Genomic DNA, 20551 nt, shown 5'->3' with positions numbered 1-20551 from the left:
CTCATCGTTCAGTCAATATGGATCGTGAAATCGGGTTATTCGGATTGCGGGTTCGCGCTCTTGCCAAGGCTTCGGCTGCGCCACAGGTAATAGGCCGCTGGCAGCACCAAGAGGGTCAGCACCAGCGCGCTCACCATGCCGCCGATCATGGGGGCGGCGATGCGCTGCATCACCTCGGAGCCGGTGCCGTGGCTCCACATGATGGGCAAGAGGCCGGCGATAATGGTCACCACCGTCATCATCTTGGGACGCAGGCGCAGGGCGGCGCCGTGGATCACCGCCCGGTGCAGGCCCGCCTTGTCCGGCTTGCCACAGGCCACGAGGTCATCCCAGGCGTGGTTGAGGTAGACCAGCATCAGGACGCCTGTTTCCACCGCCACCCCCGCCAGAGCGATAAAGCCCACCCCGACCGCCACCGAGAGATTGAAATCGAGCAGCCAGAGGGTACAGATCCCCCCCACCACCGCCAGCGGCAAGGTGGTGAGAATGAGCAGCACCTCCTGAACGCGGCGAAACGCCAGATAGAGCAGCAGCACGATAATGGCGACCGTGAGCGGCACCACGTAGGCGAGGCGCGCCTTGGCTCGTTCCATGTACTCGTATTGGCCAGACCATGTGAGGGCGTAGCCCGCCGGCAGCACCAGCTGCTTGCCCACCTCTGCCTTGGCCTCAGCTACAAAAGAGCCGATATCGCGGCCGCGAATATCGACGTAGACCCAACCGTTGAGGCGCGCGTTTTCACTGCGCAGCATGGGGGCCTCATCGCTGATGTAAACCCGGGCCACGTCCGCCAGCGCGATACGCGCGCCACTCGGAGTGACCACCGGCAGCAGCTCGAGGCTCGCCACCGAGTCACGATAGCTCTGGGGGTAGCGCAGGTTGATGGGATAGCGCTCGCGCCCCTCGATGGTCTGGCCCACCTCCATGCCGCCCACTGCGGTGGCGAGCACCGCCTGCACATCGGCTATGTTGAGGCCGTAACGGGCCGCTTTCAGTCGGTCGATATCCACCTTGACGTAGCGGCCACCCGCCACCCGCTCGGCGTAGACCGATGAGGCGCCCTCCACCTTGCCAACGATCTGCTCCAGCTGCTGGCCGAGCTGCTGGATCACCTTGAGATCTGGCCCCGCTATCTTGATACCCACCGGGGTCTTGATGCCGGTAGCCAGCATGTCGATGCGGGTCTTGATGGGGGGCACCCAGGCGTTGGTGAGGCCGGGGAAACGGATGAGGGAGTCGAGCTCCTCCTTGAGCTTCTCCGGGGTCATGCCTGGGCGCCACTGGTCGCGGGGCTTGAGCTGGATGCTGGTCTCCATCATCACCAGATCGGCGGGGTCGGTAGCGGTCTCGGCTCGACCCGCCTTGCCGAACACGTTTTGCACCTCGGGCACGGTACGAATAAGCTTGTCGGTCTGCTGCAAAATCTCCCGCGCCTTGCCCACCGAGATATTGGCTGCGGTGGTGGGCATATACATGATGTCCCCCTCGTCCAGCGGCGGAATAAACTCGGAGCCCAAGTACTTGAGCGGCCAGAAGCCCGCCACAGTCACTACGGCGGCGACAGCCAGAGTGGTTTTCGGACGGGACAGCACGGCTTTCAGCAGTGGCACATAGCCCTGGCTTAGCCAGCGGTTGAGCGGATTGGCCTGCTCGGCCAGCACCTTGCCACGGATAAAGTAGCCCATGATCACCGGCACCAGCGTGATGGCGAGCCCGGCCGCGGCCGCCATGGCATAGGTCTTGGTGTAGGCGAGCGGGTGGAACATCCGCCCCTCCTGCGCCTCCAGCGCGAACACCGGCAGGAAGCTGATGGTTATGATCAGCAGGGAGAAGAAGATGGCGGGCCCCACCTCTATGCTCGCCTCGGTGATGATGCGCCAGCGGTTCTTGTCGGTGAGCGCCTCCCGCTCCATATGCTTGTGGACGTTCTCGATCATCACGATGGCGCCATCCACCATGGCGCCGATGGCGATGGCGATGCCCCCGAGCGACATGATGTTGGCGTTGATCCCCTGCAGGTGCATCACGATAAAGGCGGTCAGGATGGCGATGGGCAAGGAGATGACCACCACCAGCGACGAGCGCAGGTGGAACAGGAAGGCCAGACAGACCAGCACCACCACGGCGAACTCCTCCACCAGCTTGCCGGAGAGGTTGTCGATGGCGCGCTGGATAAGGTCGGAGCGATCATAGACGGTGACGATCTCTACTCCTTCCGGCAGGCTGCTTTTCAGCTGGGCGAGCCGTGCCTTGACCCCGTCTATGGTGTGCTGGGCATTCTCGCCATAGCGCATCACTATGATGCCGCCCACCACTTCCCCTTCACCGTTGAGCTCGGCGATGCCGCGCCGCATCTGGGGGCCGGTGACCACATCTGCCACATCCCCCAGCAGCAGCGGGGCGCCGCGCACATTGGTGCCGAGCGGGATCTGCTTCAGATCCTCCACGCTCTTCAGATAGCCATTCGAGCGCACCATGTACTCCGCTTCCGCCATCTCGATGACGGAGGCGCCGGTCTCCTGATTGCCTTGCTTGATGGCGGTCTCGATAAGGGAGAGCGGGATGCCGTAGGCGCGCAGCTTGTCCGGGTCGACCCGCACCTGATACTGGCGCACCATGCCGCCGACGGTGGCGACCTCGGAGACCCCCTCCACCGTCTGCAACTCGTACTTGAGGAACCAGTTTTGCAGGGAGGTGAGCTGGCTGAGGTCATGCTTGCCGGTTTTGTCCACCAGCGCGTACTGGTATACCCAGCCCACTCCGGTGGCGTCCGGGCCGAGCTGGGGGCGGGCGGAGGCGGGCAGATTGGGCGCAACCTGGCTCAAATACTCCAACACCCGGGCGCGGGCCCAGTAGAGATCTGTGTTGTCGTCAAACAGCACATAGACGAAGGAGTCGCCGAAGAAGGAGTAGCCGCGCACCGTGGTGGCCCCCGGCACCGCCAGCATGGCGGTGGTGAGCGGGTAGGTCACCTGATCTTCCACCACCTGGGGCGCCTGGCCCGGATAGGAGGTCTTGATGATCACCTGTACGTCGGAGAGATCCGGCAGGGCGTCCACCGGGGTTTGCTTGACCGACCAGAGCCCCCAGGCGGTGAGTATGAGGGTCAATAACAGCACCAGAAAGCGGTTGCCGATTGACCAGCGAATAATCGACGGGATCATGACTTCTTCTCCACCTCGGGCATCGTCATCTGATGCTGGCTATGGTCCATGCCTTCCATCTTCTCCATCTCATCCGTTGCAGGCTTGGCTTCGCCGTCAGTAGCGGGTACCTTCCCCTGATGGATGGTGGTGATGCGGTACTCATCCCCCTCCTGTATCACTTGCAGGTGCAAGGTCTGCCCTTCGGCCAGCTTGCTGATGTCCACACCGTCGGCGACGGTGAACTCCATCTCCATGGCGGGCCACTGCCACTCGGGGATGGGCTGGTGGGAGACCATCAGGGTACGGTTGGCCAGATCGATGCTTTCAACCTCGCCCTGAGTCCACACCTGGGCGGGGCGCACTGCCGTCATGCGCTGGAAGTCCGAATCGATGGCCGACTCGGAGTCGAGCAGGAACTGGGCCGAGCTGACGATGTTGTCACCCGCTTCCACCCCCGCCTTGATGGCAACCTTGTCGCCAAACTGGGGGCCGAGAGTGACGGCGACCGACTTGAAGTTGCCATCCCCCAACGCCAGCACCAGCCGATCCTGACTGCCGGTGCGGATCACCGCTTCGCTCGGCACCACCAATTGCGACTCTCCCTGCCCGGTGCGAATGCTCACCTTGGCAAACATATTGGGTTTCAAAAACTCGTCCGGGTTGTCAAAGCGCAGTCGCACCTTGAGGGTACGAGTAGCGGCATCGAGGGTCGGGTAGAGGTAATCCACCTTACCTTGCCAACTGCGACCGGGGGCATAGTCGAGAGTCATGGTGACCGGATCCCCCACTTTCAGCTGGGCGGCTTGACGCTCGAACACCTCGGCACTGACCCATACCTGCTGGAGGGTGCTGATGTTAAAGAGCGCCGCAGCGGGCTCCACATACTGGCCCTCGCGCACCTTGAGCTCGGAGACATAACCGCTGCTGGGGGCGTAAATGCTGATGGTTTCGCGCACCTGACGGCTGCGCTTGAGGGCTGAGATTTGATCTGCCGGTACCTGCAGGGACTTGAGCTTGCCCTCGGCGGCGCGCAGCAGCAGGGGGTTGGCCGTGTTGAGGGCCAGCAGGTACTCGTGCTGGGCGTTGACCAGATCCGGCGCGTAGAGCTCGTAAATAAGGCTCCCCTTGGTGACCCTCTGCCCCTCGCTCTTGATGGCGAGGGTGCGGATCCAGCCTGCCATGCGGGCGTTGATCGCCTCCAGCCTGTCCTCGTCATAACCGACATAGCCCACCGTCTCGATCTGCTGGTGGATTGGCAGTCGCTCGACCTTAGCCAGTCGCACCCCCAGGTTCTGCTGGATCTCGGGGCTGATGGTGACGGTGCCCGGCGAGCCGTTTTTTTGTTCCTCATAGACGGGGATAAAGTCCATCCCCATGTTGTCCTTGGCCGGGCCGTCGCGCTTGTCGCGGGGATCCATGGGGTTGACCCAGTAAAGTGGGGTCTTTGCTTTGGCGCTTGCGCCATCGGAGATCTGTTTGGCGGCCCAGTAGCCGCCACCAGCTCCAAGGGCAAGTAGCAGGGCCGACATCAGGACGGTCTTGTTCATGACTGGCCTCCGGCGAGGATCTGCATGCAGAAAGTGCAGGAGGGTAATGCGCCCGCGAAGGCAGAAACCTTGGACGGTGAAAAGTGGGCTGGTGACATAATACGTCTTCTCTTTTGCAGGCCGCCGGTCGGGTGAGGTGCAAGGCATCACCAAAGGGGCTGGCGGCAAACGGGGCGCAACTGTATCAGTGCGCACGGCTCCCTGTGAGCGGACCGGTTTGGCCGGGGCACAGGGTCAGGCAAGGCGGCAGAGAACGGGCAAGTTGAAGCTTGCCTGTGCCGCAAGAGAAGGACTTTCTAGTGGCGTAACACCGACAGCATCAGATGTCGGCGCGGCCAGGAGGGAGGGTGAGTACCGCGCGATCGCAGGAAGGGATCCCGCAACCAGTTATCAAGCAGTGACGCTGCGATGTTGTTGCCAAGTAGCAAGGGAAAGAGCAGCAGAGCGACCAGTACACCCAGCAGAGTCATCGCGCCGAAGGAGGGGGCATTGATGCCTGTCTGCATCTGGCACTCATCGCCCATGGCTGACCCCTCGTCTCCCTGATGGCAGGAGAGAGGCATGACATCGCCCGGGTGATCCATCGCGGGCATTGCATGAGAGATATCGCCATCCGCCATCACCATGGATGAATCGAACATCACCATCGACTGGGCGCTGCTTGGGGTCGGCTCGGAGGAGAGGGGAGAACCATGCCAGCTGATGCAGAGAGTCAGATTGCAGACGAGCAGCAGCGCCAGCAATAGCCGGGCCAGAACAACAGAGGGCAATCTTGCAGCAAGCTGGGTGAGTGACAATCCGGGCATCCTTCGGGAGCAGATGGCGGGACTGTAAACCTTGCCACGAGGTGAAGGTCAATGGCGCCGGTGATGTAATAGAGGTGCTGTGTTGGGGCGGATATTTAAGCAATGCTTAACCATTGCGTATGCCAAACCCTAATGAAGCATGCCCCTCATCCCGTTAGGATGCCCCCTGTCAGTTACCACGATGGCGTGATGGTTCACTCTTTTGCTCCGGCATAAATGACTGCGGCAGGAGTGCTTGCCGACCTTATCCATCCCGTGACGCCATGAGCGAGCAGTATAAAGCCGCAGGTCTCCCGGATGCTGACAATCAAAGAGTCAAACCGTGTTTTTGAGCAGCACACCTTGCCGGGTGCTCACAATGTTCACTATTCAGGAGTATTGAAATGCAGCCACGACTGCTGTCGCTGATGCTTGCCGCTTTGCTGAGTCCATCAGCCATGGCTGGCGGCCTTGCCCTCTACGAGACCAGCACTGCCAACAGTGCGCTGGCCAACGCAGGGTCTGCCGCCCGTGCCCAAGGGGCAGATACTATCGCAAGCAACCCGGCCGGTATGACCAAACTGGAAGGTACCCAGTTGCAGGTCAATGGCGGTGTGGTATACGGCGACCTTGAGCTGGATCTGGACAACGGCGGTAACAACGGTGGAAATGCCCTGCAGACCGCGCCGCTCGGCAGCCTCTATCTGACTCATGCCATCGACGATCAATGGGTCGCAGGTATCGGCGTCTTTGGCAGTCACGGTCTGGGTATCGATTATGGCGATGGCTGGGATGGTCGTGGTTATACCCAGTCGGCCAAGCTGACCGGCATCGCCTTTGCTCCGAGTCTGGCGTACCGCATTGACTCAAATTGGTCGGTGGGAGCCAGCCTGATCGCCATGAATGGTTCGCTGGAAGCCTCTGTGGATCTGACGTCCGGGATGGGGGAAGGGCGGGAATTCTCCAACAGCGACTGGGCGTATGGCGCCTCCTTCGGGGTACTTTACGAGCTGGATCAGCACTCCCGTATCGGCTTGAGCTACTTCTCCGAACTGAAGTGGGAGCTGGAAGATCAGCTCTTCCCACGTGCTGATGTGGCAGGTCTAGGGGTCGAGATCATGATTCCGCAGACCATTACGCTAAGTGGCTATCACCAGCTCAACGACCAGTGGGCCTTGCTGGCCAGTGCCAACTGGCAGCAGTGGTCCCGTTTTGGTGATATCGGTGTGGCATCTGCCATGGGCAGCCAAACCATTGATATGAATTACAAGGATACATGGCATGCCAGCCTGGGGGCACAGGTTGATGTCACCCCTGCACTGCGTTTGAGCAGCGGAATAGGCTATGACAGTAGTGCCGTGAGTGATGAGTACCGTACTGTGATGCTTCCAGTAGGTTCTGGTTGGCGCTGGGGGCTGGGGGCCAGTTATCAGTTGAGCCCAGCCACCAAGGTGGAAGCCAGCTATACCCTGGCCTGGCTGGGTGATATGCCGGTGGATCAGGACGGGATCGGTCGCCCGCATTTGTCCGGCAGCTACAACAACAGCTACCTGAACTTCTTCAACATCGGTGTGCAACACCAGTTCTGAGTTGTGAGCCTTGCAAGCCTTCACTGGTTGGGGGCTTCTTCATCCTGCCCGTCGCGCCGATCCGGTCGAGCCTGATGCGCGTTATTAGCTGGGTGGCTCATGAGGTCCACTTGTTTGCTCATCCGTTACTCAAGGAACAACATCAAATGTCATCACAATCAACCTCTGCGTTAGCGCGGTGGCTTTGGCGCCTGACGTTTATATTGGTCACGGTCGCTCTGGTTGTCTTCTTCTCGAAAGGTGCCCACATCGATCCAATTGAGGCGACCAAGTTCAACCATGCTTTGCCAGCCATCATGGTACTGCTTGATTCCGAGATCTTTATGGGGGTGATTACTGTGATCACTCTCTATGTGGTCCTCTATCTGGTCTATCTGCTGTGGCAACTGCATGAGATCGCTGTGCACCGTGCCAAGGTGTCTGAGTCGGTGCATATCACCCTGGTGTTTGCGCTCTCCTTGTGCGGACTGTTTATCGACAAGACCTGGTGGGTGCTTGCCGTCATCATCGCCTTTGCCCGTTGGGATGTGCTGAGCGAGCGGATGAGCCTTATTATCGGCCATGGTATTCGACGTGGCCGTCATCAGGGGGAGGCATCATGAAAGAGATCCTGCTGCCCTATATCCTGATCGTCTGGTTGCTGGTCAAGCTGAACATATTGCCTTGGAACCTAAAAACGGGTTTTTGGAGTACCGCAATTGGCGCGTTATTGGCGCTTGGTTTGTTGACTACCTCTCGCCATTTGGCTCCGGTGGATTTTACCGATTCAGCGACGGTCAAGGCACCTCATGCGGTGTTGGGACCCTTACTAGGCATCAACCAGTTTCATCAGATAGATCAGATTTATGTTGCGCATAATCAGCGTGTTGCGCGTGGTCAGCCCATTTATAGTCTTGCGGACTGGGAGAGTAACGGTAAGTCTCAGGCGTTGAGCTATCAGATTGACGCCCAGCATGCCCAGGTGGCGTCAGAGGTAAGCCAGCAGCGAGCGATCCAGTCACGACTGAACCTCAATCACAAGGAATTGGCTCGGCTGACCCAGTTGGGTAACTTTGCCAGTATTCAGAGCCGTGACCAGCTGCAGACCCAAATTGATGGCGATCTGGCGCAACTGAGTGCCAGTGAAGCGAAGGTTCAGGCGATTGAAGCTCAGGTGTTGAATCTAGAGACAGAGCTGGCCTTGCAGGAGCGACGGAATGAAGAGAAGGTGATCAGGGCTCCGTTTGATGGTCAGGTCTCGATAGTCAATATTGCCAGCGGTTCCCGTACCGGCAACATGCACCTATACGACACTTCTCGCAAGTTTCTGGAGTTTCGCATTCCGGATCAGAGTTTTCGCAACATAGCACCAGGCCAGTTTGCCGAGTTTTATGTAGATGCCTATCCCGGGCGCATCTTTCGGGCACGGGTGCACTCAGTACTGACTGGTACGGGGGAGGCCCAGATGAGTGTTGCGCAGGGGGATCAAGATGTACGACAGCATGTGGGCAACAACATGTCGAGCCATGGCCGGACAGTGGTACTCGACATGCTGGCGCCGGACGGTGTGGACCTGCCAATTGGGGCAACCGGCTCAGCCTGGATTTCGGCACATAAACCCCATCCGCTGCTTGGCTTTATCGACATCATCGGTGCCGCCACCGTACGCCTCAAGGCGATGAAGGCCTATCTGTTTGCGATGTAACGGAGTGACATAAAAAAGCCCCTCCGTGAAGGAGGGGCTTGGTGAGCTTTACCGGAATAGTCAGGCCCTTTTTTCCGATCCTCTCATGATGAGGCGGAAGAAGAGCGGGATAAAGAAGATGGCGATAAAGGTGGCCGCCAGCATGCCGCCGATGACCGGCCAGCCGAGGGCGTGACGGCTTGCCGCACCGGCCCCGCTGGAGGTGACCAACGGCACACAGCCGAGGATGAAGGCGAGCGAGGTCATCACGATGGGGCGGAAACGCAGGCGCGCCGCCTCCAGTGCCGACTCGATGAGGCTCATCCCCTCTTCGTGCTTCATCACCGCGAACTCCACGATCAGGATGGCGTTCTTGGCGGCAAGGCCGACCAGGGTCACCAGCCCGATCTGGAAGTAGACGTTGTTGGTCAGCCCCACCAGCCAGGTGGCGAGCAGGGCACCGAACAGGGCGAACGGTACCGCGGTGATCACCGCAAACGGCAGGCTCCAGCGTTCATACTGAGCGGCCAGAATGAGGAAGATCATCACGATACCGAAACCAAAGGCCATGCCTGCACTGCCTGCGGCCGCTTTCTCCTGATAGGCGGAGCCGGTCCACTCCAGCTTGGCGTCGTTGCCAAGAGCCTCATTGGCGACCTCTTCCAGCGCGGCGATGGCCTGACCCGAGCTGTAGCCTGGGGCGGGCTGGGCCATGATCTTGGCGGCCTGGAAGATGTTGAAGCGTTCGACCAGTTCGGGGCCGGTGGCATCACGCACCGTCACCAGACTGCTGAGCGGGATCATCTCCCCCTTGTCGGAGCGGACATAGACGTTGCGGATGTCGCTCTTCTTGGCGCGATAGTCTGCCTCGGACTGCAACTGCACCCGGTAGGTACGGCCGAACTGGTTGAAGTCGTTGACATAGACCTGGCCGAAGGTGGCCTGCATGGTGTCGAACACCGCGTTGATCGGCAGCCCAAGTGCCTTGGCTTTTTCGCGGTCCAGATCCAGATAGACCTGTGGCACGTTGGCGCGGTAGGTGCTGGTGACGCTGGCAAACTCCGGGCGCGCCCTGGCCGCTTCGAGGAAGCGCTGCACTTCGCCTGAGAAGGCCTGGGCGTTGCCGGTGCCACGGTTCTGCAGATAGGCCTCAAGGCCACCTGTGGTGGACATCCCCTGAATGGGAGGCGGGTTGAAGGAGGCGACAAAGCCATCCGCCAGCCCCATCAGGCTCAAGCCCTGGAAGATCTTGGCCAGCGAGAAGGAGTCCTGTCCGGCCCCCTGACGCTCGCTCCAGTCCTTCAGGGTAATGAAGGTCATGCCGCTGTTGCTGATGATGGCATTGGAGAGAATGTCAAAGCCCGAGAAGGTGATCACATCCTTCACATGGGGGTTGGCCATGGCGATCTTGTCGAACTGATCCGCTACCGCCTGGGTCCGGCTCATCGCGGCGGCATCCGGCAGCATGACGGCGGAGATGAGGTAGCCCTGATCTTCGTTCGGTACCAGTTCGCCCGGCACTTTCAGGAAGAGGCCGTAGATGGAGAGGATCAGCACGGCGATGATGGCAAAGGCGACCCCCACCCGACGGTTCAGGAAGGCCACACCCCGCACATAGCCGCGGGTCAGCTGGTCAAATTTTTCGTTGAACCAGACGAAGAAGCGGGCCGGTTTGTGGTGTCCCTCTTTGAGCAACACGGCGCACAAGGCCGGAGAGAGAGTCAGAGCCACCAGACCGGAGATGGCGACCGAGACCGCGACCGTGATGGCGAACTGCTTGTACATCACCCCGGTCATGCCGCCCATAAAGGCGACCGGCAGGAACACGGCGCAGAGCACCAGTACGATGGCGACCACCGGACCGGAGACCTCCTGCATGGCGAGGATGGCAGCCTCTTTGGCCGAACACTTCTTCTCGCTCATGATCCGCTCGACGTTCTCGAGTACCACGATGGCGTCATCCACCACGATACCGATGGCGAGCACCATGCCGAACAGGGTCAGCAGGTTGATGGAGAAACCGAGCACCAGCATGCCGGCGAAGGTCCCGATGAGCGACACCGGCACCGCGATACAGGGGATCAGGGTGGCGCGGAAGTTTTGCAGGAACAGGTAGACCACCACGAATACCAGTACGATTGCCTCGAACAGGGTGTGTACCACCTCTTCGATGGAGATCTTCACGAACTCGGTGGTGTCGTAGGGGATCTGGTACTCGATATCCTGCGGGAAGCGCTCCTTGAGTCGCTCCATGGTGGCGTGTACCGCATCGGCGACCGCGACGGCGTTGGCGCCCGGTTGCAGATAGGTGGCGATACCGATGGCCGGTTTGCCGTTGGCGCGGGCGACCAGATCATAATCCTTGCCCCCCAGCTCGACCCGAGCGACATCGCGGACCCGGATCTTGGAGCCATCGGGCATGGAGCGGACGATGATGTTCTGGAACTCCTTCACATCCTCAAGGCGCCCCTTGGTCTGCACTGTGTAGGTGAAGTCGATGGGAGCCGTGGTGGGTTGGGCACCGATCTTGCCCGCCGCGAACTGGGTGTTCTGCTCGCGAATGGCGCCGATCACGTCGCTCGGGGTGAGCTCGAGCTGGGCCAGTCGATCCGGCCGCAGCCAGATGCGCATCGCATAGTCTGTACCGCCAAACAGAGTGGTATCACCGATGCCGGGAATCCGCTTGAGCTCGTCGATGATGTTGAGCAGGGCGTAGTTCGACAGATAGGTGGTATCAAACGAGCCGTTCGGTGACTGGAGGGTGACCACCTGCAGGATGGAGGTCGATTTCTTCTTGACCGTCACTCCCTGCTTTTTCACCTCTTCCGGCAGCTGGGCCATGGCGGCCGAGACCCGGTTGTTGACGTTGATGGTGGCCTGATCCGGATCGGTGCCGATCTCGAAGTAGACGTTGAGGTTCATCTGGCCGTTGGAGGCCGACCCCGACTGCATGTAGATCATCCGCTCGACGCCGTTGATCTGCTGCTCCAGCGGCGCTGCCACGGTCTGGGAGATCACCTCCGGGGTTGCGCCCGGATAAAACGCCGTGACCGAGACCACCGGCGGGGTGATCTGGGGATATTGCTCGATGGGGAGCGCCCGCATCGCCGCCAAACCGCCCAGCACGATGATGATCGAAATCACGCTGGCGAAGATGGGGCGTTCTATGAAGAACTTGGAAAACATACGGGCTCCTTACTTGGCCGCAGACTGGCTGACCACCTTGCCGGTGATCGCCTTCATCTCGTCGGCAGAGACAGGTTTCACCACGGCGCCGGGGCGGGCCTTCATCAAGCCTTCGACGATATAGCGCTCACCTGCCTGCAGGCCGCTCTCGATCAGCACGCCCTCGGAGACCACCGGGCCCAGTTTGACCGGACGGGGGATCACCTTGTTCTCGGCATCGACCACCATCACCATGCGGTCAGCCTGGGACTGGACGATGGCGCGCGGCGGCACCACGATGGCGTTTTTGCGGGTGCCCAGATCGATGGTCATGCGGACAAACTGGCCCGGCAGCAGTACGCCGTCCTTGTTGTCGAAGATGGCCCGGGCACGGATGGTACCGGTCTGGGGATCGACCCGATTGTCGGAGAAGTTGAGCTTGCCCGCCTCCGGATAGAGGGAGCCATCGGCCAGACGGATATGGGTGCGCCAGGTGGTGGCATCCTTCGCCTCAATCACCCCTTTCTTTACCGAGTTTTCGAAGTTGAGGCGATCCTGCTCCGAGTATGAGAAGTTGACGTAGAGCGGATCAAACTGGGTGATGGTAGTGAGCAGGCCGTTGTCGCCGCTGGTGGAGATAAGGCTCCCCTCGGACTGGGAGCTCTTGCTCGCCATGCCGTTGATGGGGGCGGTCACCTGGGTGTAGCTGAGGTTGAGCTCCGCCTCTTTCACCTTGGCCTGAGCGGCCTGATGGCTGGCGATGGCCGCTTCGTAGTTGGCGATGGTGTCGTCATAGTCCTTGCGACTCACCACCTGACGCTTGAAGAGGGGAATGATGCGATCCCGATCGGCACGGGCCTTGTTGAGACGGGCCTGCTCCTGAGCCAAAGTCCCTTTGGCCTGCTCCAGCGCCACCTTGTAGGGCTCAGGGTCAATCAGAAACAGCTCCTGACCGGCGGTAACCGGCTGGCCTTCCACATAAGTGCGCTTGAGCAGGATGCCACTGACCCGGGAGCGCACATCGATCTCGCGAAAACCGGCGGTCTCTCCCACCATCTCGGTGGTGAGCGGCACATCGGTCAGCTTGACCTCGGCGACCACCACAGGGACGGCGGGCATGGTCTGGGCCGTTTGGGTCGTTTCGCCGCCACAGGCGCTCAGACCACTGATCAGCGCCAGGGTCAGCAAGCTGCGTTTGTAAACCTCTCTTCCGGCATTGGGCACCTTCATCATCACACTCCTGTTGGATCGATTTCGGCTGCTGCGTTCAGCATGTTTCTCCATATACATCATTAACTTCATGATTAAAAAAACAACTTCTTTATGATTGGAATGGGAGATGATAGGGCGGCAACCTTGAACACAACCTTCTCAAAGTGACAATTAGGGTTGCCGATTGACGAAAAAAGTCTGACTTTTCCGATTTGGGCGGGGGGCTTCGGGGATGTTCATCCCGGGCCCGGGCTCTTCGTAACCGTATCACGCCAGCCACTCCTTGCTGCAAAAAATAAGGTGCCATAAGGCACCTTGTCTGGATGGGTTTTTTACGCCCTTTTATCGCAGGCAACCGCGAGCCGCTTCACAGTTTACGAATTCGTCGCGGCTCATCGGTTAATCTTGCGCCGCATCAGGCGAAGCAGGCCCAGATGGGGGCGTGGTCGGAGGGTTTCTCGATGCCGCGCAGCTCGTAGTCGATACCGGTCTCGGTCACCTTGTCCTTGAGGGCGTCCGAGGCCATGATGAGGTCGATGCGCAGGCCGCGGTTCTCGTCAAAGCCCTTGGAGCGGTAGTCAAACCAGGAGAAACGCTCGCACTCGGTGGGGTTGGCGGCGCGGAAGGTGTCGGTGAGGCCAAACCCTTTCAGTCGCTCCATCCATTCGCGCTCGATGGGCAGGAAGGAGCATTTGCCATCCCGCAGCCAGCGTTTGCGGTTTGCCTCGCCGATGCCGATGTCGAGATCGGTGGGGGAGATATTCATATCCCCGATCAGCACCAGCTGGTCGTCCGGGGTGTGGTTGGTCTCGAGGTAGTGCTGCAGATCCTCGTAGAACTTCTGCTTGGCCGGGAACTTGGTCTCGTGATCCTGACTTTCACCCTGCGGGAAGTAGCCGTTCATCACCTTGATGAGAGAGCCGTCTTCATGTTCGAAGGTGGCCATGATCATCCGGCGCTGGGCCTCTTCATCATCGGTGGGGAAGCCTTTCTCCACCTTGACCGGCTTCTGCTTGCTCATGATGGCGACCCCGTAGTGGGCCTTCTGGCCGTGAAACTCCACGTGATAGCCCATGGCCTCCACATCGGCCAGCGGGAAGGCTTCATCGTGCACCTTGATCTCCTGCAGGCCGATCACATCGGGCTGGTGCTTGTCGATGATGGCTTGCAGCTGGTGCAGACGGGCGCGCAGGCCGTTGATATTGAAAGAGATAATCTTCATGTCCGGGATGCTCATGTCATTTTTATAAGTGGCTATTGGACTAGGAATCGGCGGTGGATGCAAGTTTGGCCGCGGGCCTGCGTCAGTGGCAGGCACCGCGGGGTGGGCAGAGGTGTCAGCGGGTCATCTTTTTGACGAATACCACCACAAACAGCGCCAGCGTAAAGCTGCCGGTGAAGGCCTCGAAGGCGGCGAAGATCCTGGAGAGACCGACCGGAGTGAAGTCGCCGTACCCCAATGTGGTGAAGGTGACCACGCTGTAGTAGAGGCATTCGAGCAGGAAGATGGCATTTTGCTCGAGCGGGGCACCGGGTTGGTAGATGAGGTGCTCGCCCTGAAAATGCAGTCCGCAGAAGAAGTAAAAAATGCTGCAGATAAAGATGAGCAGCAACGAGAAGAGCACCACCCGCATCGGGGCCTCGCCATAGCCGCAGAAGAGATCGACCACCCAGGAGGTGAAGCGCTGGGTCGACCAGAACGGCAGTTGCAGGCGGCGCATGGTGAGCTCCTGCTGGATATAGTTGCCGGACATGGTGAAGATCCCCTGTGCCTCGGAGGCTTTGCGCAGATCCCGGTAGGTCTCTTCCGCCTCCTTGAACCAGATGCGCGCCTGTTTGGGATCCCGTTCGCGGCGCCCCTTGCGATCCTGCATCACCCGTTTGCCGGTCTGCATGTTGTCGAGCCGGGTGTTGTGCCAGCGGATGCCGAGCAGGTTGACGTCATCGAGGGTGGCGCACTGGAGGTTGGCATCACTGAGATCGGCCTTCATCAGGCTGCCGCCCTTCATGCGCAGGCCGTAGAGGTGACCACCGCGCAGGTTGGCGCGATAGAGGTTGCACTGCTCCAGCAAAAATCCCTGATCGGACTCCTTGTTGACCAGATTGAGACCCGCCAGATTGGCCCGTGACAGCTGCAGGCCGTGGCAGAGTCCGCCAGCGCGAACGTACTGTTCAAGCGCCTCGGCGCTGCGGGCTTCCTGATGGGTATGGTGGGGATCATGCCAGTGGCAGAGATCGTGATCGCCAGCCTCTTCACTGCAGTGGCGGCCATCGGCCACCAGATAACGACACATCGCCATCTTCGTTTCCCTCGCATTGCCGAACTGGTTTCAGCATAGGCGGGGAAAGGGGGGCGCGGCGGCGTCTTAGCTGAACTGGTTGAACTCCTGACGCAGCTTGCGAAAACGCTCCTGCTGGGCCGGGTTGAGGGGGATGCCGTCGAGCACGTCCAGGGTGTCCTTGCACTCGGCACCAAACTCCGGGCTCTTGCGGTTTTTCTGCATTAGTTGCAGCAGCACCTGGATCTTGTTGAGAGCCGCACCGGTATTGGCGGGGGCGCGGCGCAGGGCCTCGCGAAAATGGCCGAGGGCCTGCTCCAGCTCGCCGCTCTGATAGGCCTTGATCCCCAGATCGTTGAGCTGCTGGTAGCGCTGACGCCGCTCCAGCACCGTCTTGTCATCCCGGGTTGCCTGAATGCAGGTGGTGAGCAGCCGATCTTCGTCCTCCGCCAGCAGCCCCTGCAGGCTCTCTGCATATTCGAACTCGCCGAGCTGATAGAGGGCAAGGATGGTCTCGCCAAGCAGGGCGGGGGGCATGGTGGCAGGTTCATCGAGCCAGTTCTGATTGGCGCGATAGAGCATCTTCTTGCCCTTGAGCAGCTCCCCCAGCGCAATCTGTACCCGGGCCTGACAGATCTGCTCGAACACCGGGTAGTTGAACTCCGACATCATCAGCGAATCGCGGATGCGCGACAGGGCAGAATTGACCTGCTTTTGCAGGTTGGCGATGTGGTAGCTGTCGTTGCTGTTGAGGGCGTAGAGGGTCAGGGTCTGGATATAGGCCCCCAGATAATGGGGGGTGCGGTGAATGGAGTTGCGTGACAGGTCGATCAGCGACATCAGCACATCCTTGGCCTGGGCGTAGTCGTGACGCTGCAGGCACACCTCCGCCAGTCGTCGGGAGAGTTGCACCGACTGGGGGGAGATATCCACCGCCCGTCTCAGCTCCTGCTGCGCCTGCTCGTCATTGCCAAGGGCCAGCAGGGATTCTGCCAGCCAGAGGTGAGCCTCCACCATCAGCGGGGTATTTTTGAGGGTCGCCTGCAGATGGCTGACCGCCTCTTCGTGGAGCCCCAGGGTGTTGCACGCCTTGCCCAGTGTCAGGCGGGCCCAGCTGTTCTCCTGCCCGGCCAGCAGCTGGCGCATCAGGGCGCGCGCCTCTTGCGCCTGACCCAGCTTGAGGTGGGTATCGGCCTGCAGGCAGCGGCAGTAGTTGGCAAAACGGGGGACCGCATCGGCCCGCTCGGCACAGGCGGTAATGAGGGCTGCCAGATTGTCATCGGCCAGCGCGGTAAAGACGCTGGCCAGGGCGTTGCGCCGGGCGAGGGCACGCTTCAAGCGAAACGAGAACTGCTCCTGAGAGAAGGGCTTCATCAGGTATTCGTCGGGCTCGGCTTCCAGCGCGCTCAGTACCATGGCGCGGGAGCTGTCGCCACTCACCATGATCACCACGCTCTGGGGCGGGATCAGATCTTTGTCGCGCAGGCTCTCGAGCAGCTGGCGACCATTTTCGCCAACCCCGAGATCGTAATCGATGAGATAGATGTCGAAACTGCTCTTCTGGCAGCGTCGCCGCGCATCCTCGGCGGTATTGGAGTAGGTGATGTTGCTGATACCCAGATTGAGCAGCATCGCCTTCATCATCACCTGAAACGAGCGCTGCTCATTGACCATCAGAATGCGTTGTGGCTTGGCTGGGCTCTTTTTTTCTGGCTCTTGTTCAGGTGTCTGCATCTGTCTGAGTCGAGGCGCTGCGGGCTGATGGGAGAAAGTGTGCCACCAAAGCGCCCGAAGAGGCAATTGGCCAAGTTGTCGATTGCGAACCATCTCCGTTTGTCCGCCTTTTGTCCGCGATGAGTGAAAGAAAAAGGCCCTGTTGCCAGGGCCTTGAACTCACCGTTTTTTCTCTGCCAGATAGGGAGCAAATTGCGGCGTGTACTCGGCCTTGAACCCCTGTTTGGTCTTGATGATGAGATAGACAGCCAGCTGGTGCTGCTTGGCAAATGCCAACCCCGCTTCAGGCCCCATCACCATCAGCGCGGTATCGAGAGCATCGGCCTCCAGCGCGGTCGGGGTGATGACGCTGGCGGAGACCAGCTTGTGGGTGACCGGCTGGCCGGTGGCGGGGTCGATGATATGGGAGTAACGCTGGCCATCCAGCTCGTAGTAGTTGCGATAGCTGCCCGCGGTGCTGAGCGCCATGCCGTTGGGGATGACGATATCGGAAAACGCTCCCGGCTGATCGGAGGGTTCGACGATGGCCACTTTCCATGGCGAGCCCTTGCTGTTGTTGCCCTTGCTACGCACCGCACCGGCCACTTCGATCAGGTAGTTGTGTACCCCCTTGCCTTCGAGCAGGGCGGCAATCTCGTCAGAGGCGGCCCCCTCGCCAAGGGTGGAGAGGTCGAGATAGAGATCCGGGATCGTTTTTTCGAGCAGGAAGTGATCCCCTTGCGGGGTCAGGGTCAGCTTGTCGATGCCCACCTTGTGGCGGGCGGCGGCGATGGCTGCCTCATCGGGCCGCTTGACCGGCCGTTTGTCCGGGCCAAAGCCCCACAGATTGACCAGAGGCCCCACGGTCACATCCAGCTTGCCGTCGGTCAGTTTCCCGGCATCAATCCCCTGCTGGACTATGATGGCCATGGCGGGCGGGATGGCAAACGGGGTGTTGGCGGGCCCTTGATTGAAACGGGAGATGAGCGAACCCGGATCGTAGGTGGAGATCTCTTTGTTCATCCGGGCTAGCAAACTTTCTACGTCACTTTTGAGGGCGGGCTCCCCACCGGGATAACTATCGCTCAGGGTCACCACATAGTAGGTGCCCATGGTCTTGCCCTGAATACAGGTCTGGGCAGGCGGGGTGGGCTGGCAGCCGGCCAGCGCCAGCAGCAGGGTCAGCAGCAGGCCGCGCATGGCCGCCACGGGGGTTATCGCATTCATCCGGCGCTCTCATTTGGAGAAGGTTCATATCGGGGCGCTAGCTTAGCCAAGGGGCGCCCGCCGGGCGAGCCCTGATAGGGGCAATCGGAGGGAAAAGAGCAGAAAAAATTAAACAGTTTTGAACCTGTGGCGGGAGCGGGTCGTATCGTCCATCCGTGAGGGAGAGAGTGGCGAGTAGAGCACCGTCTGGTGACCTGGCCCGCAGCTTTGGCCAAAAGCCATAGCCGATTGAAGACAACTGAGTAAAATGAAGGTCGATTTAGACGGCATCTTTGCGAAGCGTTCACCGCATCCGCCAAGTCGTTGCCATCCATTGCCAATCAAAGGAGAAGATGATGAAAAAGGCGATTACCCTGCTGTTTCTGAGTACCCTGGCTGCCCCCGTGCTGGCGGATGAGTGTGCACTGGTCATTGAAGGCAATGATGCCATGCAGTACAACCTCAAAGAGATGAGCGTGCCGGCTACCTGCAAGGAGGTGACAGTCACCCTGAACCACACCGGCAAGCTGCCCGTGACCGCCATGGGTCACAACTGGGTGCTGGCCAGCACCGCCGACTATCAGACCGTGGCAACTGCCGGGATGAGCGCCGGGGCCGAGAACGGCTATCTGCCCAAGGATGATCCCCGTGTGCTGGCTCACACCAAGCTGATCGGCGGCGGCGAGAGCAGCAGCGTCACTTTCAAGACCGACGGTCTGGCGGGCAAGGATCTCACCTTCTTCTGCTCCTTCCCCGGCCACTTTGCCATGATGAAGGGCTCCTTCAAGGTCAACTAAGGTGTTGACCGGCATCGAGCCGGTTGCCTCAATAGAAAAGCCGGGATTTCCCGGCTTTTTCATCTCTGCTGTTTGTGTGTGGCGTGGCATGACTGCACACCGCCGACTTTTGCGCTATTTGGCCTGCAGGGTAAAGAAGGCGATGGCGGTCTTCTTCTGGCATTCGAAGTGAATGCTCTCTTCCCCGGTCACCACCAGCGTCTCGTTGATGGCCACCTCTTTGCCCTGCACGGCCAGCTGGCCGCTCAGCAGGTGACAGAGGTAGGTCTTCTCTGGCTCGAGGGTAAGGGTCAGCGGGAAGGGGAGGTTCAGTACCCGCACGTTGGCGCTGATGCGATCCGGATGGTAGATAAGCCCCAGATCGGTCACCTCTTTTTTCAGCAACTCGCAGTGGGTCTCCTCATCGCCGCTAAAGTGCGCCGCCTCGAAGGTGGCGTAGGGGTGACCATTGAGCACAAAGCCAGCCCCGCTCACCGGCAGCAAAATGCGCTGATAGCCAGGAAAGGGGGAGAAGGGGCCCGCGCTCTTGATGGGGGCCGAGCTCAGTCGATAGTCAAAGTCGAGTTTGGCAAGGCTGCTCCCCTTGGGAGAGATGAGGATCTGGCTGGTAGTGCCCTGCTGGTTTTTCCAGGGCATCTTCTGGTGGTCAGACTCTTTAATCAGGGTGATCACGGGCACTTCCTCACGATGAAAAAACGCAGGGAGCCGGGGACATCTGCCCCGGCTCCCTGATAGAGAGTGGCGATGGTAAAGGCGGTCAGCCCTGACCATCCAGCGCAGCCAGCCGCGCTTCCATGGCGGCGAGACGGCTCTTGAGCTCGCTCACTTCCAGCTCCAGCTCGCTCAGACGGTCGGCAGCAGGGGAGGCATAGGCCGCGGCGGGGGCGGCATCCATCATCGCCTGAATATCCACTTCGCTGCTAAACAGGTGGGCGTAGCGGGATTCGCGCTTGCCCGGCTCACGCGGCAGCTTGACCACGTAGGGGCCACGCTCGATGAGCTGGGTCAGCACCGCATCCACCTCGGTGACATCATCGAAGCTGCAGAGGCGGTTGGTGCGCGAGCGCAGCTCCCCCGGGGTTTGCGGGCCGCGCAGCAGCAGTTCGCAGACGATGCCAAGCTCCTGGGCACTGAATTTCAGCTCGCCAAATTCGGTGTTGCAGAATCTGTGCTGATAGCGGGGCACCCGGGCGTTGAAGCCTGCAGTGTTGACCACCAGCCGCTTGCGGATCAGCTCGTCCACCACGGCGCGGATATCGAGCTCGGAGAGCTCCAGCACCGGCTCGCGGTTGCTCTTCTGGTTGCAAGCGTTGACCAGTGCATTAAGGGAGAGGGGATATTGATCCGGGGTGCAGATCTCTTTTTCAATCAGACAGCCGATGACGCGGGCTTCCAGTGGGCCAAGTACTAACTCCATTTCCTACTCCCTTCCAAATCGAGACATCAAGA

15 protein-coding genes are annotated in these 20551 nt (G+C 60.2%); 4 read left to right on the top strand and 11 right to left on the bottom strand.

The features are described 5' to 3' along the window. Positions 1 to 35: 35 nt before the first annotated feature. The 3 genes from AB5Y67_RS08280 to AB5Y67_RS08270 form a co-directional block, all read right to left on the bottom strand. Positions 36 to 3164, bottom strand: a complete 3129-nt coding sequence (locus tag AB5Y67_RS08280) for an efflux RND transporter permease subunit (protein ID WP_323924407.1) — start codon at positions 3162 to 3164, stop codon at positions 36 to 38. Then, the gene (locus tag AB5Y67_RS08275) at positions 3161 to 4693 is read right to left on the bottom strand and encodes an efflux RND transporter periplasmic adaptor subunit (RefSeq protein WP_164461701.1); all 1533 of its coding nucleotides are present in this window, start codon (positions 4691 to 4693) and stop codon (positions 3161 to 3163) included. Before AB5Y67_RS08275 ends, AB5Y67_RS08280 begins: the two co-directional genes overlap by 4 nt. 296 nt (positions 4694 to 4989) lie before the next feature. Beyond that, a complete protein-coding gene (locus AB5Y67_RS08270; protein WP_123172751.1) occupies positions 4990 to 5490 on the bottom strand; it encodes a hypothetical protein in 501 nt (166 codons plus the stop codon). Between the two features lie 392 nt (positions 5491 to 5882). Between AB5Y67_RS08270 and AB5Y67_RS08265 the strand changes: the two genes are divergently transcribed. From AB5Y67_RS08265 to AB5Y67_RS08255, 3 genes are all read left to right on the top strand, one after another. Then, positions 5883 to 7067, top strand: coding sequence for an OmpP1/FadL family transporter (locus AB5Y67_RS08265; protein WP_123172752.1), 1185 nt, complete (start codon positions 5883 to 5885; stop codon positions 7065 to 7067). Between the two features lie 146 nt (positions 7068 to 7213). Continuing rightward, complete coding sequence (locus tag AB5Y67_RS08260; protein ID WP_123172753.1) at positions 7214 to 7669, top strand: hypothetical protein; 456 nt, start codon at positions 7214 to 7216, stop codon at positions 7667 to 7669. Beyond that, complete coding sequence (locus AB5Y67_RS08255) at positions 7666 to 8751, top strand: HlyD family secretion protein (protein WP_265775795.1); 1086 nt, start codon at positions 7666 to 7668, stop codon at positions 8749 to 8751. The genes AB5Y67_RS08260 and AB5Y67_RS08255 overlap by 4 nt, the downstream gene beginning before the upstream one ends. A 60-nt stretch (positions 8752 to 8811) precedes the next feature. Here the strand turns inward: AB5Y67_RS08255 and AB5Y67_RS08250 are convergent, their stop codons facing one another. The 6 genes from AB5Y67_RS08250 to AB5Y67_RS08225 form a co-directional block, all read right to left on the bottom strand. Then, positions 8812 to 11916: a multidrug efflux RND transporter permease subunit gene (locus AB5Y67_RS08250; protein WP_325793617.1), complete on the bottom strand. Its 3105-nt coding sequence runs from the start codon at positions 11914 to 11916 to the stop codon at positions 8812 to 8814. 9 nt (positions 11917 to 11925) lie between these two features. Continuing rightward, positions 11926 to 13125 carry an efflux RND transporter periplasmic adaptor subunit gene (locus AB5Y67_RS08245; RefSeq protein WP_199427291.1) on the bottom strand — a complete coding sequence of 400 codons (1200 nt, stop codon included), beginning with the start codon at positions 13123 to 13125 and terminating at the stop codon, positions 11926 to 11928. Between the two features lie 397 nt (positions 13126 to 13522). Beyond that, positions 13523 to 14329, bottom strand: coding sequence for an exodeoxyribonuclease III (gene xthA, locus AB5Y67_RS08240; RefSeq protein WP_199427247.1), 807 nt, complete (start codon positions 14327 to 14329; stop codon positions 13523 to 13525). A gap of 115 nt (positions 14330 to 14444) precedes the next feature. Next, on the bottom strand, positions 14445 to 15407 hold the full coding sequence (locus AB5Y67_RS08235) for an ion channel (protein WP_075115232.1): 963 nt from the start codon (positions 15405 to 15407) through the stop codon (positions 14445 to 14447). Between the two features lie 66 nt (positions 15408 to 15473). Further along, the gene (locus tag AB5Y67_RS08230; protein ID WP_199427246.1) at positions 15474 to 17120 is read right to left on the bottom strand and encodes a tetratricopeptide repeat-containing response regulator; all 1647 of its coding nucleotides are present in this window, start codon (positions 17118 to 17120) and stop codon (positions 15474 to 15476) included. A gap of 159 nt (positions 17121 to 17279) precedes the next feature. After that, positions 17280 to 18326: an FAD:protein FMN transferase gene (locus tag AB5Y67_RS08225; RefSeq protein WP_199427245.1), complete on the bottom strand. Its 1047-nt coding sequence runs from the start codon at positions 18324 to 18326 to the stop codon at positions 17280 to 17282. A gap of 335 nt (positions 18327 to 18661) precedes the next feature. Between AB5Y67_RS08225 and azu the strand changes: the two genes are divergently transcribed. Continuing rightward, on the top strand, positions 18662 to 19102 hold the full coding sequence (azu, locus tag AB5Y67_RS08220; protein ID WP_005337768.1) for an azurin: 441 nt from the start codon (positions 18662 to 18664) through the stop codon (positions 19100 to 19102). A 114-nt stretch (positions 19103 to 19216) separates the two neighbouring features. Here azu and AB5Y67_RS08215 read toward each other — a convergent pair whose 3' ends face one another. After that, positions 19217 to 19774 carry a HutD family protein gene (locus AB5Y67_RS08215; RefSeq protein WP_042057881.1) on the bottom strand — a complete coding sequence of 186 codons (558 nt, stop codon included), beginning with the start codon at positions 19772 to 19774 and terminating at the stop codon, positions 19217 to 19219. An 85-nt stretch (positions 19775 to 19859) separates the two neighbouring features. Continuing rightward, a complete protein-coding gene (locus AB5Y67_RS08210) occupies positions 19860 to 20519 on the bottom strand; it encodes a YceH family protein (protein ID WP_144715125.1) in 660 nt (219 codons plus the stop codon). Positions 20520 to 20551: the final 32 nt, after the last annotated feature.

The sequence above is a fragment of the Aeromonas sp. s12 genome, assembly GCF_040907925.1.
Taxonomy (GTDB): Bacteria; Pseudomonadota; Gammaproteobacteria; order Enterobacterales; family Aeromonadaceae; genus Aeromonas; species Aeromonas veronii.
Note: the sequence above shows the minus strand (reverse complement) of the source record. Positions and strands in the feature narration are given on the sequence as shown.